The 14,625-nt window shown below is 53.6% G+C and carries 14 protein-coding genes and 3 tRNA genes; 7 read left to right on the top strand and 10 right to left on the bottom strand.

The features are described 5' to 3' along the window. Nucleotides 1-144: 144 nt before the first annotated feature. Nucleotides 145-1,356: a tyrosine transporter TyrP gene (gene tyrP, locus O1722_RS09060; RefSeq protein WP_032620305.1), complete on the top strand. Its 1,212-nt coding sequence runs from the start codon at nt 145-147 to the stop codon at nt 1,354-1,356. A 316-nt stretch (nt 1,357-1,672) separates the two neighbouring features. Here the strand turns inward: tyrP and O1722_RS09055 are convergent, their stop codons facing one another. Then, nucleotides 1,673-2,341 carry a YecA/YgfB family protein gene (locus O1722_RS09055; protein WP_003859671.1) on the bottom strand — a complete coding sequence of 223 codons (669 nt, stop codon included), beginning with the start codon at nt 2,339-2,341 and terminating at the stop codon, nt 1,673-1,675. 411 nt (nt 2,342-2,752) lie between these two features. Between O1722_RS09055 and O1722_RS09050 the strand changes: the two genes are divergently transcribed. The 6 genes from O1722_RS09050 (at nt 2,753) to O1722_RS09025 (ending at nt 8,364) form a co-directional block, all read left to right on the top strand. Next, the gene (locus O1722_RS09050; RefSeq protein WP_003859669.1) at nt 2,753-3,874 is read left to right on the top strand and encodes a branched-chain amino acid ABC transporter substrate-binding protein; all 1,122 of its coding nucleotides are present in this window, start codon (nt 2,753-2,755) and stop codon (nt 3,872-3,874) included. Between the two features lie 68 nt (nt 3,875-3,942). Then, entirely contained in the window at nt 3,943-4,857 is a 915-nt protein-coding gene (locus tag O1722_RS09045; protein ID WP_003859667.1) for an ABC transporter permease subunit, read from the top strand. 11 nt (nt 4,858-4,868) lie between these two features. Next, nucleotides 4,869-6,143, top strand: a complete 1,275-nt coding sequence (gene livM / locus O1722_RS09040) for a high-affinity branched-chain amino acid ABC transporter permease LivM (protein ID WP_015570245.1) — start codon at nt 4,869-4,871, stop codon at nt 6,141-6,143. Then, nucleotides 6,140-7,015 (top strand): ABC transporter ATP-binding protein, encoded by an 876-nt coding sequence (locus O1722_RS09035; RefSeq protein ID WP_033486940.1) that lies wholly within the window; start codon nt 6,140-6,142, stop codon nt 7,013-7,015. The genes livM and O1722_RS09035 overlap by 4 nt, the downstream gene beginning before the upstream one ends. Next, complete coding sequence (locus tag O1722_RS09030) at nt 7,012-7,728, top strand: ABC transporter ATP-binding protein (protein WP_017384431.1); 717 nt, start codon at nt 7,012-7,014, stop codon at nt 7,726-7,728. Before O1722_RS09035 ends, O1722_RS09030 begins: the two co-directional genes overlap by 4 nt. A 165-nt stretch (nt 7,729-7,893) precedes the next feature. Further along, nucleotides 7,894-8,364 carry a hypothetical protein gene (locus O1722_RS09025; RefSeq protein WP_033486939.1) on the top strand — a complete coding sequence of 157 codons (471 nt, stop codon included), beginning with the start codon at nt 7,894-7,896 and terminating at the stop codon, nt 8,362-8,364. 5 nt (nt 8,365-8,369) lie between these two features. Here O1722_RS09025 and O1722_RS09020 read toward each other — a convergent pair whose 3' ends face one another. From O1722_RS09020 to uvrY, 9 genes are all read right to left on the bottom strand, one after another. Then, nucleotides 8,370-9,296 (bottom strand): LysR substrate-binding domain-containing protein, encoded by a 927-nt coding sequence (locus O1722_RS09020; protein ID WP_017384433.1) that lies wholly within the window; start codon nt 9,294-9,296, stop codon nt 8,370-8,372. A gap of 29 nt (nt 9,297-9,325) precedes the next feature. Then, entirely contained in the window at nt 9,326-9,649 is a 324-nt protein-coding gene (locus O1722_RS09015; protein ID WP_017384434.1) for a hypothetical protein, read from the bottom strand. 2 nt (nt 9,650-9,651) lie between these two features. Further along, nucleotides 9,652-10,407 (bottom strand): DUF4225 domain-containing protein, encoded by a 756-nt coding sequence (locus O1722_RS09010; protein WP_033486938.1) that lies wholly within the window; start codon nt 10,405-10,407, stop codon nt 9,652-9,654. 548 nt (nt 10,408-10,955) lie between these two features. After that, nucleotides 10,956-11,042: transfer RNA gene (locus O1722_RS09005), tRNA-Leu, on the bottom strand. Nucleotides 11,043-11,053: 11 nt separating this feature from the next. Continuing rightward, a tRNA-Cys gene (locus O1722_RS09000) sits at nt 11,054-11,127 on the bottom strand. Nucleotides 11,128-11,178: 51 nt separating this feature from the next. After that, nucleotides 11,179-11,254, bottom strand: a tRNA-Gly gene (locus O1722_RS08995). 163 nt (nt 11,255-11,417) lie between these two features. After that, a complete protein-coding gene (pgsA, locus tag O1722_RS08990) occupies nt 11,418-11,966 on the bottom strand; it encodes a CDP-diacylglycerol--glycerol-3-phosphate 3-phosphatidyltransferase (RefSeq protein WP_003859652.1) in 549 nt (182 codons plus the stop codon). Nucleotides 11,967-12,022: 56 nt separating this feature from the next. Further along, a complete protein-coding gene (gene uvrC / locus O1722_RS08985; RefSeq protein WP_017384477.1) occupies nt 12,023-13,855 on the bottom strand; it encodes an excinuclease ABC subunit UvrC in 1,833 nt (610 codons plus the stop codon). After that, nucleotides 13,852-14,508: a UvrY/SirA/GacA family response regulator transcription factor gene (gene uvrY, locus O1722_RS08980; RefSeq protein ID WP_017384478.1), complete on the bottom strand. Its 657-nt coding sequence runs from the start codon at nt 14,506-14,508 to the stop codon at nt 13,852-13,854. Before uvrY ends, uvrC begins: the two co-directional genes overlap by 4 nt. Between the last annotated feature and the right edge of the window lie 117 nt (nt 14,509-14,625).

The following is a 14,625-nucleotide window of genomic DNA, read 5'->3' as shown; positions in this document are numbered from 1 at the left end:
ACGCTTTGCGCTGGCTCAGGTTACCCTTTTCTTTTTGTAAATTAATTATTACACCCTATGTAACGGTGATTTGACGAGATGGTGCTTTTCCCTTACTCTGCGCCGCAGAATGAGTCGCGGTATGGAAGCGTTGTAGAGGAAAGCGTGAAGAACAGAACTCTGGGAAGTATTTTTATCGTCGCCGGAACGACAATTGGCGCAGGAATGTTGGCCATGCCGTTGGCTGCCGCCGGCGTCGGGTTTGGGGTTACCGTAGTGCTGCTGGGCGGTCTGTGGGCCCTGATGTGTTACACCGCGCTATTATTGCTGGAGGTTTATCAGCATGTCCCTGCCGATACTGGCTTAGGCTCCCTGGCTGCACGCTATCTTGGACGCTACGGGCAGTGGATCACCGGTTTCAGCATGATGTTCCTGATGTACGCCCTGACTGCCGCTTACATCAGCGGCGCCGGGGAGCTGATTGCGTCAAGTATCAATGACGGCTTCGGTGCGTCACTTTCACCGGAAACAGGCGCCATTGTCTTTACGCTGATCGGTGGCGGCGTGGTTTGTGCGGGCACATCGCTGGTCGATCTGTTTAACCGTTTTTTGTTCAGCGCCAAAATTCTCTTCCTGATTGTGATGCTGGTGCTGCTGGCACCGCATGTTCACAAGATTAACCTGCTCTCCCTCCCGCTGGAGAAAGGTCTGGCGCTTTCGGCCATCCCGGTTATTTTCACCTCCTTCGGTTTTCACGGCAGCGTGCCGAGCATCGTGAGCTATATGAACGGTGATATTCGCAAGCTGCGCCGCGTCTTTGTTATCGGCAGCGCCATTCCGTTGATTGCTTACCTGTTCTGGCAGCTGGTGACGCTGGGCAGTATTGATTCCAATACCTTTATCGGCCTGATGGCAGAGCATTCTGGTCTGAATGGATTCCTGGTTGCCCTGCGTAACGTGGTGGCCTCTTCACACGTGGAGCTGGCGGTACATCTGTTTGCAGACCTGGCGCTGGCAACCTCCTTCCTCGGCGTAGCGCTTGGCCTGTTTGACTATATGGCGGATCTGTTCCAGCGTCGCAATACCGTTGCCGGACGCTTACAGACGGGGGCGATGACCTTCCTGCCGCCGCTGGCCTTCGCGCTCTTTTACCCGCGCGGGTTTGTGATGGCGCTGGGGTATGCTGGCGTGGCGTTATCGGTACTGGCCCTGCTGCTGCCTTCCCTGCTGGCGTGGAAGAGCCGCCAGCAACATCCGCAGCAGGGGTATCGCGTAGCGGGCGGTACGCCAATGCTTTGCGCGGTGTTTGGTTGTGGGGTGGTGATTATTCTGGTGCAGATTTTGATTGCAGCGGGGATGCTGCCGGAAGTGGGATAACTTATTTATACAGGTCCTGAGGTACTGTTCCGTTCACCTTAAGATCAACAGAATATAATTTTTTCACAGCATGTGAACGGGATAAGGGGGCCGCCGCGGCCCCCTTATCAATCCCCGCGGCCCCGCGGAAAATCGGTGCTTCGCACTGCGCTCACCTCCCGACCATCTGCCTGCGGTCGGCTCAACTCGACATCCTGTCTCGATTCGCCTCTGGCCGCCATCCATGGCGTCCAGCCCTTGTCATCTGGTCTCCGGTTCGCCGATTTTAGCGGGGACTCAACACCCGTGCCCCATTCAGGCCACAGTAATTAATGATTTAATGCAGGCAGCAGCTTTTAAACTTCTTCCCACTCCCGCACGGGCACGGATCGTTACGCCCCACCTTCGACCCGTTCACGATCGGCTTTTTCGCTTCCGGCTGCTGCGGGTTAGCCACCCAGTAGTTATACAAACGCAGCGCCGCAGGCTGAATGCTTTCGATGCTGGCCATGTACTCCTCTTCGGTCAGCGCATCCAGCTTCTCGCTGTTCTCTTCCGTCCCGTGCAGGGCAATCACCGCCAGGTCCGCTTCCAGCGCTTCCGGCAGGGATGACCAGTCCGTCAGCGCCACGCCGCGCATGTAGCCATAGCACCACTCTTCCACCACGGTATAGCTCTGACCGTCAACGTCGTTATAGCCAAACAGCGGTTCAAACTGATCCGGGTATTCGCTCAAACGCTCGGCAATATCGTTCATGTGCTTAAAGCAGAGATCGATAAAACGGTTCATCTCACGATCGTTTTTCCAGCGCGGAATATATTTCTCACCACCCCAGACCGCCACCAGCCAGGTGTCGGGCTCCACCACAACGGGACCGGAAAGTACTGCGGTAAGCATGCCGTCCAGTTCGGACACGTCAATCACGGATGCATCGTCGTGACCGTAAGAGATTAATGTCTCTTCCAGCCACGCCATCTCGCTTTCATTTAATGGGCCTTCAGCCATTGCTGATACTCCTGATAAAAAAAACGATCCTGACATATATCGCCGCGCGTGCCTATCTGAAGTTTAGGTCTTTATTGCTGCAAAAACGTGCAAATCGTGACCGTTGCACAACTTATGGGCTTTGTTGTTAAGGAGATGTGATCTCCGCTGTAAATTCATCTCATCCCGCAAAGACGCATAAAACGGCGCTCTATACTCAACGTGTTGTGACCCGGTCAAGGGATTAACCATTCTGGCAACCTTTTTGCTTAATGTTCTGCGCGCTTCGCGGTGCGTGGGATCCTCGCCGTATTAAGCATGAGATTGCTTCTAAAGTGCATTTTGTTCTCGCTCTTGTTTTTGGATTTACGATGCCATCAGGCGTTCGGGTTTCTACCTGGTGCAAAAACCTCTTTGCTAAGGAACATAATAATGTCGCTGAAATTTACCAAAACTCCCCTCTCCCTGGTGCTGGCCGGTTGTCTGGTGACGGCCTTTTCCGCGCAGGCCGATATCGTCATCGGCGTGGCCGGGCCGTTCACAGGCCCGAACGCAACCTACGGCGATCAATACTGGCATGGCGCTACGCAGGCGGCGGAAGACATTAACGCCGCCGGTGGGATCAACGGTGAGAAAATCAAACTGGTTCAGGGCGACGACGCCTGCGAGCCCAAACAGGCCGTCGCCGTTGCCAACCGCTTAGTCGATCAGGATAAAGTGAAAGCGGTCGTCGGCCACTTCTGCTCCTCGTCGACCATGCCCGCCTCCGAGGTCTACAGCGATGCCGGGATCCTCTCCATCACCCCCGGCTCAACGAACCCGCTGATTACCGAACGTGGCATGAGCGATATATTTCGCATGTGCGGACGTGACGACCAGCAGGGCCAGGTCGCCAGCGATTTCATTCTTGATAAGCTGAAAGCCAAACGGGTGGTCATCATCCACGATAAAGACACCTACGGCCAGGGGCTGGCGGACGCCACTAAGGCGGCGCTGGCGAAACGCGGCGTGAAGGAGGTGATGTACGAAGGGTTATCCCGCGGGGAGAAAGACTTTAACGCGCTGGTGACCAAAATCGGCGCACAAAAACCGGACGTGGTGTTCTTCGGGGGCTGTCACCCGGAAGCGGGCCCGCTGGTTCGCCAGATGCGTGAACAGGGCGTGCAGGCGAAGTTCTTCTCGGGAGACTGTATCGTCAATGAAGAGATGGTCACCGCCGCCGGTGGGGCGCAGTACACCAACGGTATTTACATGACCTTCGGTAAAGATCCGCGCCTGATCCCGGACGGAAAAGCCGTCATCGAGAAATTCCGCACCGGTAAATTTGAACCTGAAGGATACACCCTCTACGCCTACGCGTCTGTGCAGGCTATCGCGGCGGCATTCAAGGCCACGAAAGGGACGGATTCCGCAAAAGCCAGCGAGTGGCTGAAGGCCAACCCTGTCGACACGGTGATGGGTAAAAAAGCCTGGGACAGCAAAGGTGACCTCAAAGTCTCTGACTACGTGGTCTATCAGTGGGATGACAAAGGCAAATATAAAGAAGTGCCATAACGGGACGGAATCTGCTCAGCGCCGGCAGGTCTGACTGTCGGCGTAACCCTTTATTCAGGTGCGCGACCATGAGTACATTCTTCCTGCAACAATTAATTAATGGCTTAACGCTGGGTTCGGTCTACGGTCTTATCGCCATCGGCTACACCATGGTGTACGGCATCATCGGTATGATCAATTTCGCCCACGGCGAAGTGTATATGATCTCCGCCTATCTCTCGGCCATTGGCCTGGCCCTGCTGGCGTTTTTTGGACTCCACTCCTTTCCGCTGCTGATCCTGGGGACGCTGGTTTTCACCATCGTGGTCACCGGGGTTTACGGCTGGACGATTGAGCGCATCGCCTATAAGCCGCTACGCAACTCGACGCGTCTGGCGCCGCTGATTTCGGCCATCGGGATGTCGTTGATACTGCAAAACTACGTCCAGCTCAGCCAGGGCCCGCGCCAGCAGGGCGTGCCGACCATGCTGGATGGCGTGCTGCGTTTTCACCTCGGCGAAGGGTTTGTCCAGATAACCTATACCAAAGTCTTTATTCTCATCGCCTCGTTCGCGGGCATGCTGGTGCTGACCTGGATTATCAACCGTACCCGCTTAGGACGCATGTGCCGTGCGGTACAGCAGGATCGTAAGATGGCCTCCATCCTGGGTATCAACACCGACAGAATTATTTCGCTGGTGTTTGTTATCGGCGCAGCCATGGCCGGGCTGGCGGGCGTGCTGATCACCATGAATTACGGCACCTTTGATTTTTACGTCGGGTTTGTTATCGGCATCAAGGCCTTTACGGCGGCGGTGCTGGGCGGCATCGGCTCTCTGCCCGGTGCGATGCTTGGCGGGCTGATTCTGGGCGTCGCAGAAGCGCAATTCTCCGGGATGGTGAACTCGGATTATAAAGACGTGTTCTCGTTTGGATTGCTGGTCTTAATTCTGATCTTCCGTCCTCAGGGGCTGCTGGGCCGCCCTGTCGTGGCTAAAGTGTAAGGAACAACGCGATGACCTCTGACGGTTTTTCCCTGAAGCGCTGCATTCTGGACTCGATTTTTTCCGGAATGATCGCCCTGATTATTTTCGGCCCGATTGCGGGCGTGATACTGGATGGTTACAGCTTTACCTTTGACGGCCAGCGGCTGGCGTGGATTGTAGGCACGGTGATGGTGGGACGCTTTTTACTGAGCGCCTTTTCAGCTACGGCGGCCGGAAGACGTTTACAGGCACGGTTTGAATCCGACAATGCGGGGGTGTATGTCCGGCCGCCGGCGTATAAAAGCCGCATGCGCTGGATCATTCCGCTGATTGTCACGCTGGCGATCTGCTTCCCGTTTGTGGCCACTAAATACGTTCTGACGGTTGCCATTCTCGGACTGATCTACGTCCTGCTCGGTCTTGGGCTGAACATTGTTGTTGGCCTGGCAGGGCTGCTGGATCTGGGTTATGTCGCCTTCTATGCCATCGGCGCTTACGGGCTGGCGCTCGGGTATCAGTATCTGGGGCTTGGGTTCTGGAGCATGCTGCCGCTGGCGGCGCTAATGGCCGCGGGCGCGGGCGCCCTGCTCGGCTTTCCGGTGCTGCGCATGCACGGGGATTATCTCGCCATCGTCACGCTCGGGTTTGGCGAGATCATCCGCCTGGTGCTGAACAACTGGCTCACCTTCACCGGCGGGCCTAACGGCGTTTCAGCCCCTGCCCCGACCTTTTTTGGCCTGGAGTTTGGCCGACGCGCCAAAGAAGGCGGCGTCCCCTTCCACGAGTTCTTCGGCCTGACCTATAACCCCAACTTGAAGTTTATCTTCATCTATGCGGTGCTGTTCCTGGTAGTCATGCTGGTGCTGTACATTAAACACCGGCTGACCCGAATGCCCATTGGACGGGCGTGGGAAGCGCTCCGTGAGGATGAGATTGCCTGCCGTTCAATGGGGCTAAATCACGTTCTGGTCAAACTCTCGGCCTTCACCCTGGGCGCATCGACGGCAGGTATCGCCGGGGTGTTTTTTGCCACCTACCAGGGATTTGTTAACCCGACCTCTTTCACCTTTTTTGAATCGGCCCTGATCCTCGCCATTGTGGTCCTGGGCGGGATGGGCTCCACCGTCGGCGTCGTACTGGCCGCCTTTGTGCTGACCGTCACGCCGGAACTGCTGCGCAGCTTTGCGGAATATCGCGTGCTGCTGTTTGGCATGCTGATGGTGGTGATGATGATCTGGCGTCCTCGCGGTCTGATCCGCATCAACCGCAGCGGATTTGCCGTGCGTAAAGGAGTGGCGCCATGAACGCAACGATTTTACGTGTAGAACATCTGATGATGCACTTCGGCGGGATCAAGGCCTTAAACGACGTCAATCTTGAGGTGCAGCGCGGCTCCATTACCGCACTCATTGGGCCTAACGGCGCGGGAAAAACGACCGTCTTTAACTGCCTGACCGGTTTCTACCGGGCCTCCGGCGGCAACATTCTGTTCAATGCACGAAATAAAACCACCCATGTCATTCAGGTGCTCGGCCAGAAATTCCAGCCGGGCGACTGGCTCAACCCGGCGCAGCTTGGTCAACGCCTGTTCTATAAGATGTTTGGCGGCACGCATCTGGTGAACCGCGCGGGTCTTGCGCGCACGTTTCAGAACATCCGCCTGTTCCGCGAGATGTCCGTTGTGGAAAACCTGCTGGTGGCACAGCACATGCGCGTCAACCGCAATCTGCTGGCGGGGGTGCTGAACACCCCTGCGTATCGTCGCTCAGAGAACGATGCGCTGGACCGGGCGTTTTACTGGCTGGAGGTGGTGGATCTGGTGGATTGCGCGAACCGTCTGGCCGGGGAAATGTCCTATGGCCAGCAACGACGCCTCGAAATCGCCCGCGCCATGTGTACCGGCCCGGAGATGATTTGTCTCGATGAACCTGCTGCCGGCCTGAACCCGGTGGAAACGCACAAGCTGAGTGAGATCATCCGGTTCCTGCGCGACCACCATGACATCACGGTTTTGCTGATCGAGCATGATATGGGGATGGTGATGGGCATTTCAGATGACATCATTGTGCTCGATCATGGCGATGTGATTGCCAGAGGTAAACCGGCTGAAATCCAGCACAATGAAAAAGTGATTGCCGCGTATCTGGGCACCGACGAAAGCGAGGTAAATCTGTGAGCGAACCGATGCTTCAGTTTCAGGATGTGGATGTTTTCTACGGGGTGATCCAGGCGTTGAAGCAGGTTTCGCTTGAGGTTAACAAAGGGGAAACCGTGGCCCTGATTGGCGCTAACGGCGCGGGGAAGTCAACATTACTGATGTCTGTCTTTGGTCAGCCCCGGATCCGCAACGGGCAGATCCTCTTCTGCGGCGAGGATATAAGCCACAAATCCACCCACTATGTTGCCACCGGTGGCATCGCGCAGGCACCTGAGGGACGACGCATTTTCCCGGATATGTCTGTAGAAGAGAACCTGCTGATGGGGACAATCCCCGTCGGCAATCAGCATGCAGCGGAAGATATGCAAAGCATGTTCGACCTCTTCCCCCGCCTCAAGGAGCGACGTAACCAGCGGGCGATGACGCTCTCCGGCGGTGAACAGCAGATGCTGGCTATCGCCCGCGCGCTGATGAGCCGTCCTAAACTTCTGCTGCTGGATGAACCCAGCCTCGGCCTCGCGCCAATCGTGGTTAAACAGATTTTCCAGACGCTGCGCGAACTGGCCCGTAACGGAATGACGATTTTTCTGGTCGAGCAGAATGCGCACCACGCGCTGAAGTTGTCCGACCGCGGCTATGTGATGGTTAACGGGCAGATTCGGTTAAGCGGCAGCGGCGAGGCGTTGCTGAAGGATCCGGAGGTGAGGAAGGCGTATCTGGGTGGCGTGTGAAACGAAAAGGCTATAGTGAGAAAAACTCACAGTGATTGCGATTATTAATCGTTTTTCAAAAACGCACACCTTCCAATATTATCCTCTCGACCTACCCTGACGGTGGGCCAATTAAAACATTCAGGCGCAAACTGAATAGTCATAATGAGAGGAACCGGGGCAAACATGACACTTGATGCTTTATTTCAGTTAATGAAAATTATATCGCCATCTGAAATTCCATCAGATGGCGATTTAGCGAATTTTATGACCCTGCTTATCTCCACCAAAAATCATTCTGACGCCCTGTTACCGTTTTCGCAGCGCGCGTATATGCTTTCAGTTGCCTATCGCGATCCCCAAAAAGCAGCTGCGTTGCTTTCATCCTGTCAGCCCGAAGCAGGCAACCCTCTCCCGCTGCTCAACTTCTCTGGCTGGCCGGACGTGCGTTACGCCACTTCTGGTGAATTACAGACGCCCGAGTCTAAGGACTATTTTCACAAGATTTCGTCTGCCGCCACGCTATTACGTGCGGCAATTATTGACGCTGAGCAACAGAAAAACACGCCAGCATTTTATATTCTGGATAAGGTGCTCAACCTGAACAGCGCTTTGCCAGAACGTTATAAAAAGATGGCAAATATATCTTATACATAACGGTATTAATAAATCCGACTGTCATCGTATGCCAGATAATCGATATCCAGCGCCGGAACGACCGGGGTATGGTTTTGCAGCCAGGCCAGAAGATGCTGAATGCTCTCTCTTTTGAGTGAATTTTTTGGCCAGACGAGGTAGTAGCCATCCCCCGTCGCGATAGCTTCCCTGAAAGGCAGGCCCAGCAGGCCACTTTTCAGGGCATCAAGCGTGAGATGCAGGTCGGCGATAGCGATGCCGTGCCCGTTCATCGCGGCAATACTTCCCTGTTCAAGGGTATCGAACACCATACCGCTGCTCATATCGAGCCCCGGGAACAATCCTGTTCTTCGCAGCCAGCGCCGCCAGTCACGTCTGTCCGGTGAAGGATGGATCAGATCGCATTGCGGAAGCCGCTGCCGGGCCGGTTCGATAAGTGATGGAGTACAAACCGGGATAAGCCATTCATGAAATAGCAGTTGGCTTTCCGTTGTGTCACCAAAACGCCCATTGCCGAGAAGAATGGCGCAATCGTAGGGCTCAAGATTGAAATCAACGGTGTCAATGTCCATCCAGACGCTGGCAATCTCAACCTGTGGTTTTGCATGGTTGTTGCGAAAAGATCGCAGCACGTCGAGAAGCCATCTCATGGTCAGGGTACTGGGTGCTTTAAGCCGCAGCAGGTGGTTTTCACTACGAAATACCCGGCAGGCCCATTCAATGCTCGTGAAGCTTTCGTTCAGCTGCCCGGCAAGCACTCGCCCGGCTTCAGTGACCTCCACCCGAGGACCTTGCCTTTTGAAAAGCTCGCAGTCGAACCACAGTTCAAGGGTACGAACATGTCTGCTGACCGCGCCCGGCGTAATATTGAGCGTTTCAGCGGCTTTACTGAAGGAGTTCAACCGCGCAGCAACTTCAAACGCACGCAGTGCATACAATGGCGGTAAAGACATAGCGTCCCTTAAATGAAAATTTCATTATGCTAAAACTTGTTCCGGGGCAACGCCAGCAAGTAAATTATGGAGAAACACAATGATCCCCAATATACCGAGTCATATCGATAGGGGTCAAAATCGATATGCAAAAAGCTGCGGACAAACTCGTAGCCATTAGCAAAGATGTTTATCTGAACGGCTGCAACAGCGATTACAAACACCATATATGCGATAAATAGCGGGTATTTACGCAGCCTGTTAACTTTTAGTTTACCGAGATAAAGCAGGAAAAAAATTGCCACAGATACAACAAAATACACGATAGCAGGCCAAACAGGTGGATGAAGCGAAAATTCTAATTCTTGTGACATAATCAATTCTCTTTAGCTATATGGTACATCTGCCAACCCGTAATACTCCCACTGGTCAAATCCAGCGCCATTGCGGTTTTAGACGCTTCTTGCCAACCTCTGATATAATCGGATTGGATATTGTGGAATAAACTCCAGGACTTTTCTCTGGGGCCCAAAACCTTTCTGCCCGCACCATATGCTGATAAAGAGAGATCAACGACGCCATAGACTAAGTCTGCCTGGTTATTACCATAACCTAACTTCGTAGCAGCAAATCTATATGCATCTCTCAGGGTTCCTGATTGTTCTTCACGGAAAAGGAGATAATAGCCATTTTCGTACATATTATTTAAACCATGAGCGATCATAGGGGCGCCGTACGCAGCACATGCCAGACCCAGCGAACCAACACATAAACTAGCGCCCCCATAAACTTGTGCGCCACCGGCGACGAAGCCAATCTGTTTGAGCGCGATGGTTGTCGTTGTCGTCCGATTTTTTTCGACAACTATGTATATCTTCGCTCGGTTAAAAGTAAGCAGCTCATCCTGTTCATGGAGGTGCCGTATCTGTTCATCAAGGATATGTGTCCCCCCAGAATAGGTAAGACAATGGGATTCAATCTCTCTTTTCAAATTCCCCACAAGCTGTTGGATTTCAAAAAACAGATTTGAAGTGCCATAAAGTATATGCTTTGCGGCGATTTGCTCTGCGAGCAGCTCAATTTCACGGATTTTATGCTCAAAATGACTTTTATCACGATTATGATTATACATTCCACCTCCATGTTACAAATGATGATCATCAATACTACATGCGTTTAGACGACATTCAATAGTCGTTTACATATATGCGTTTGCAGCAGCTAAGAGGTGAAATTTCTTATACAAAGTGCACACGGCCACATCGTGCATTATCGCCACATGCTTTTATACCCGGCGCTTACAGTCAGATGATTGGGCAGTAAGTGACAATGCTGTACGGCGGCACTGCCTCAGTTCGTCCACCTGTTGTACCAGTTTCCGTTCGCTTTGCCCGAGGCATTCCCGTTTTCATACCCTCTGCGTACCTACCTACACAGCTTTCTGAGAAGCTTTTATGCGCTGGTCGGTTCACTACCGTTCCGCTTATTTTTCATTTAAAAAACCAGTTCACATCCTGGACGTTTGAGAGCTTGTCGCCGGAGAGCCATGTTAAAGTTGTCCCTGTGCCGGGCTGGAAAATAAGATTTGTTGTCAGGAAGGGGGGATTGCAGGCACAAAAAAACCACCTTTCGGTGGTTTCACGACACTGCTTATTGCTTTGATTATTCTGCTTTTTCCCATGGTAGCCGGAGTGGGACTTGAACCCACACAGCGCGAACGCCGAGGGATTTTAAATCCCTTGTGTCTACCGATTCCACCATCCGGCCAGGGAAGAAAGTGGAGGCGCGTTCCGGAGTCGAACCGGACTAGACGGATTTGCAATCCGCTACATAACCGCTTTGCTAACGCGCCTTAAATCTGTTGTCTTTCGACCTGCACCCGCAAACTGCAGATGCATTAATCTGGAGCGGGAAACGAGACTCGAACTCGCGACCCCGACCTTGGCAAGGTCGTGCTCTACCAACTGAGCTATTCCCGCATGTTATCAAGTAACTATTTAACTACTTCATAACCACTTGATTTCATTGTCGTCCGGCTAACTGTGCCGCCGTTCGATGCGTTGCATTCTACTGATATGACGTTTTGAGTCAACGTTATTTTTTGCATCTCAGGATCGTTTGCTGAAAATTAAGCCGAAACGATCACTGTTCAAGCAAATCACCGCGCGCAGCGTTCAAATATTGCAGCATTGACCACAGCGTCAGCACCGCCGCAACCCACAGCAGACCAATGCCGGCCCACTCTACCCAGGCATTCGGACGCCACAGCATCCATACCAGCGCCGCCATCTGTGCGGTGGTTTTAACTTTACCGATCCAGGACACCGCCACGCTGCTGCGTTTACCCAGCTCCGCCATCCACTCGCGCAGGGCAGAGATAATAATCTCACGGCCAATCATGGTCGCGGCAGGCAGCGTTACCCACCAGGTATGATAATGTTCCGCCACCAGCACCATCGCGATTGCCACCATCACCTTATCCGCAACCGGATCGAGGAACGCGCCAAAGCGGGTACTCTGGTTCCAGCGACGCGCCAGATAACCATCAAACCAGTCCGTAACGGCAGCGATCAGGAAAATCAGCGCACAGGCAAAAGGCGCCCAGACGACCGGCAGGTAAAATGCCAGGACGAAGAACGGAATGAGCACAACGCGAAAAAGAGTGAGCAACGTAGGGATATTAAATCGCATGATGACGGTAACTGTCTGTTGTCAGTAAAATTTAGCTCTATGTTGCTACAGAGCCCTCAATGTTTCAACGAGTAGTAGATCTTTTCTGCCAGCCCTTGCGAAATACCCGGCACTTTTGCAATTTCTTCCATACTGGCGTTGAGTAATCCTTGCAATCCGCCCATATACTTCAACAGCATCTGGCGACGTTTTGGCCCGACGCCTTCAATCGTCTCAAGGGTACTGGTATTTTTCACTTTCGCCCGTTTTTTACGGTGCCCACTGATGGCATGATCGTGCGACTCATCCCGGATATGCTGGATCACATGCAGCGCAGGGGAATCCGGCGGCAGGCTAAAGCCCTCGCCTTCCGGCTCAAAGAACAGCGTTTCCAGGCCAGCCTTACGATCTGCCCCTTTCGCTACCCCCAGCAGCAGCGGATGGTTCTTATCCCACTCCACGTCGAGCGATTCAAATACCGCCTTCGCCTGCCCCAACTGCCCTTTCCCGCCGTCGATAAGGATAACGTCCGGAATTTTGCTCTCTTCAATCGCTTTACCATAGCGACGGCGCAGCACCTGGTTCATGGCGGCATAATCGTCACCAGGTGTAATGCCGGTGATGTTATAGCGACGATACTCTGCCCGCAGCGGACCGTTGGCATCAAAGACCACACACGACGCCACGGTCTGCTCACCCATCGTATGGCTGATGTCGAAGCATTCCATGCGTTTCACTTCCGGCAGCTTGAGCAGCGTAGCAAGCGCGGTTAAACGCTGGCTGACAGTCGACTGCTGGGAAAGTTTAGTGGTCAGCGCCGTGGCGGCATTGGTTCGCGCCAGCTTCAGATAGCGCGCGCGATCGCCGCGCGGTTTCGTCTGAACATTCACCCGGCGGCCTGCCAGCTCTGAAAGCGACTCCGCCAGCAGGGTTTTATCATCGAGCGTGAAGTCGAGCAGGATCTCCGAGGGCAGCGTACGCATCTGGCTGCCCTGCAAATAAAACTGGCCGACGAAGGTCTCCACCACTTCACCCAGCTCAGTGCCGCCCGGCACTTTCGGGAAGTAGCTGCGGCTGCCGAGCACTTTGCCCTGACGAATAAAAAGCACATGAACGCAGGCCAGACCGGCGTCAAAGGCTACGCCGATAACATCGAGGTCGTCGCCCGTATTGGAAACAAACTGCTTCTCGGTCACCCTGCGCACCGCCTGAATCTGGTCGCGGATGCGTGCGGCCTCCTCAAATTCCAGCGCCGCGCTGGCTTTTTCCATACGGGCAATCAGTTGCGTCAGCACCTGATCGTCTTTCCCGGCTAAAAACAGGCGGACATATTCCACCTGCTGCGCGTACTCTTCTTCGCTCACCAGCCCTTCAACGCACGGCCCCAGGCAGCGGCCAATCTGATATTGCAGGCATGGCCGGGAGCGGTTGCGATAAACGCTATTTTCGCACTGGCGAACAGGAAAGATTTTTTGCAAAAGCGCCAGCGTTTCCCGCACGGCATAACCGTTCGGGAACGGGCCGAAATATTCACCTTTCGCATGCTTAGCGCCACGATGCATCGCCAGCCGCGGGTGCGTGTCGCCGCTCAGGAAGATAAACGGATAGGATTTGTCATCGCGCAGCAGAACGTTGTAGCGCGGCTGATACAACTTAATGTAGTTGTGCTCAAGGAGCAGCGCTTCCGTTTCCGTATGCGTTACGGTGACATCAATGTTGTGTATAAGTGCGACCAGCGCTTCGGTTTTACGGGAGGCAAGGTTGCTGCGGAAATAGCTGGAAAGGCGTTTCTTCAGATCTTTCGCCTTACCGACATAGATAACCGTACCGCCAGCATCGTACATACGGTAGACGCCTGGCTGGCTGGTGACGGTTTTCAGAAATGCTTTTGAATCGAACGCTTCACTCACTGACTTATTAACGACTCCGCATTGCACAAACCATGGCGAATGGCCAGGTGAGTCAGTTCGACATCACCGTGAATGTTCAGTTTACTGAACATTCGATAGCGATAGCTGTTGACCGTTTTCGGGCTGAGATTCAGCTGCTCTGAGATCTCATTCACCTTCTGACCTTTAGTGATCATCAGCATAATCTGCAATTCGCGCTCAGACAAACTGGCAAACGGAGATTCCGTTTTTTCCGGTTCAATCTGACTCAGCGCCATCTGTTGAGCAATATCAGAAGCGATGTAGCGCTGCCCGGCGTGTACGGTGCGGATCGCATTGACGACTTCCTGCGGCGCGGCGCCTTTACTGAGATACCCGGCAGCACCCGCCTGCATAACCCTGGCGGGCAGCGGATTTTCGGTATGGACGGTCAGCATGATAACTTTGGTATCAACGAACATGCGCGCGATTTTGCGCGTGGCTTCAAGCCCGCCAATACCGGGCATGTTCATATCCATCAGCACCACGTCTGCGGAGTTAGCGCGACACCATTTGACGGCATCTTCGCCACAGCACGCCTCGCCGGCAACTTTAATACCCTTTATATCTTCAAGAATGCGTCGTATCCCTGCGCGCACCAGTTCGTGGTCATCAACAAGAAGGACGTTGATCAAAGGAAATGTCTCCAGAATAGGGATAACGCTACTGACTGCTAATTGGGTTTATATTAACGGTTTTCCATGCAAGATTAAAACGCTAAAAAATCGCCTATTCGATTCTGGTCTCGTTTT

It is taken from the genome of Enterobacter cloacae complex sp. HYC003_NIDB, from assembly GCF_056673375.1.
Note: the sequence above shows the minus strand (reverse complement) of the source record. Positions and strands in the feature narration are given on the sequence as shown.

Bases quoted from the DNA above. Each gene is read 5' to 3' on its own strand.
- O1722_RS09045 (WP_003859667.1), top strand. From the start codon at position 3,943: ATGAGTACATTCTTCCTGCAACAATTAATTAATGGCTTAACGCTGGGT.
- livM (WP_015570245.1), top strand. From the start codon at position 4,869: ATGACCTCTGACGGTTTTTCCCTGAAGCGCTGCATTCTGGACTCGATT.
- O1722_RS09010 (WP_033486938.1), bottom strand. From the start codon at position 10,407: ATGTATAATCATAATCGTGATAAAAGTCATTTTGAGCATAAAATCCGT.
- O1722_RS09035 (WP_033486940.1), top strand. From the start codon at position 6,140: ATGAACGCAACGATTTTACGTGTAGAACATCTGATGATGCACTTCGGC.
- O1722_RS09050 (WP_003859669.1), top strand. From the start codon at position 2,753: ATGTCGCTGAAATTTACCAAAACTCCCCTCTCCCTGGTGCTGGCCGGT.
- O1722_RS09015 (WP_017384434.1), bottom strand. From the start codon at position 9,649: ATGTCACAAGAATTAGAATTTTCGCTTCATCCACCTGTTTGGCCTGCT.
- O1722_RS09055 (WP_003859671.1), bottom strand. From the start codon at position 2,341: ATGGCTGAAGGCCCATTAAATGAAAGCGAGATGGCGTGGCTGGAAGAG.
- pgsA (WP_003859652.1), bottom strand. From the start codon at position 11,966: ATGCGATTTAATATCCCTACGTTGCTCACTCTTTTTCGCGTTGTGCTC.
- O1722_RS09025 (WP_033486939.1), top strand. From the start codon at position 7,894: ATGACACTTGATGCTTTATTTCAGTTAATGAAAATTATATCGCCATCT.
- O1722_RS09020 (WP_017384433.1), bottom strand. From the start codon at position 9,296: ATGTCTTTACCGCCATTGTATGCACTGCGTGCGTTTGAAGTTGCTGCG.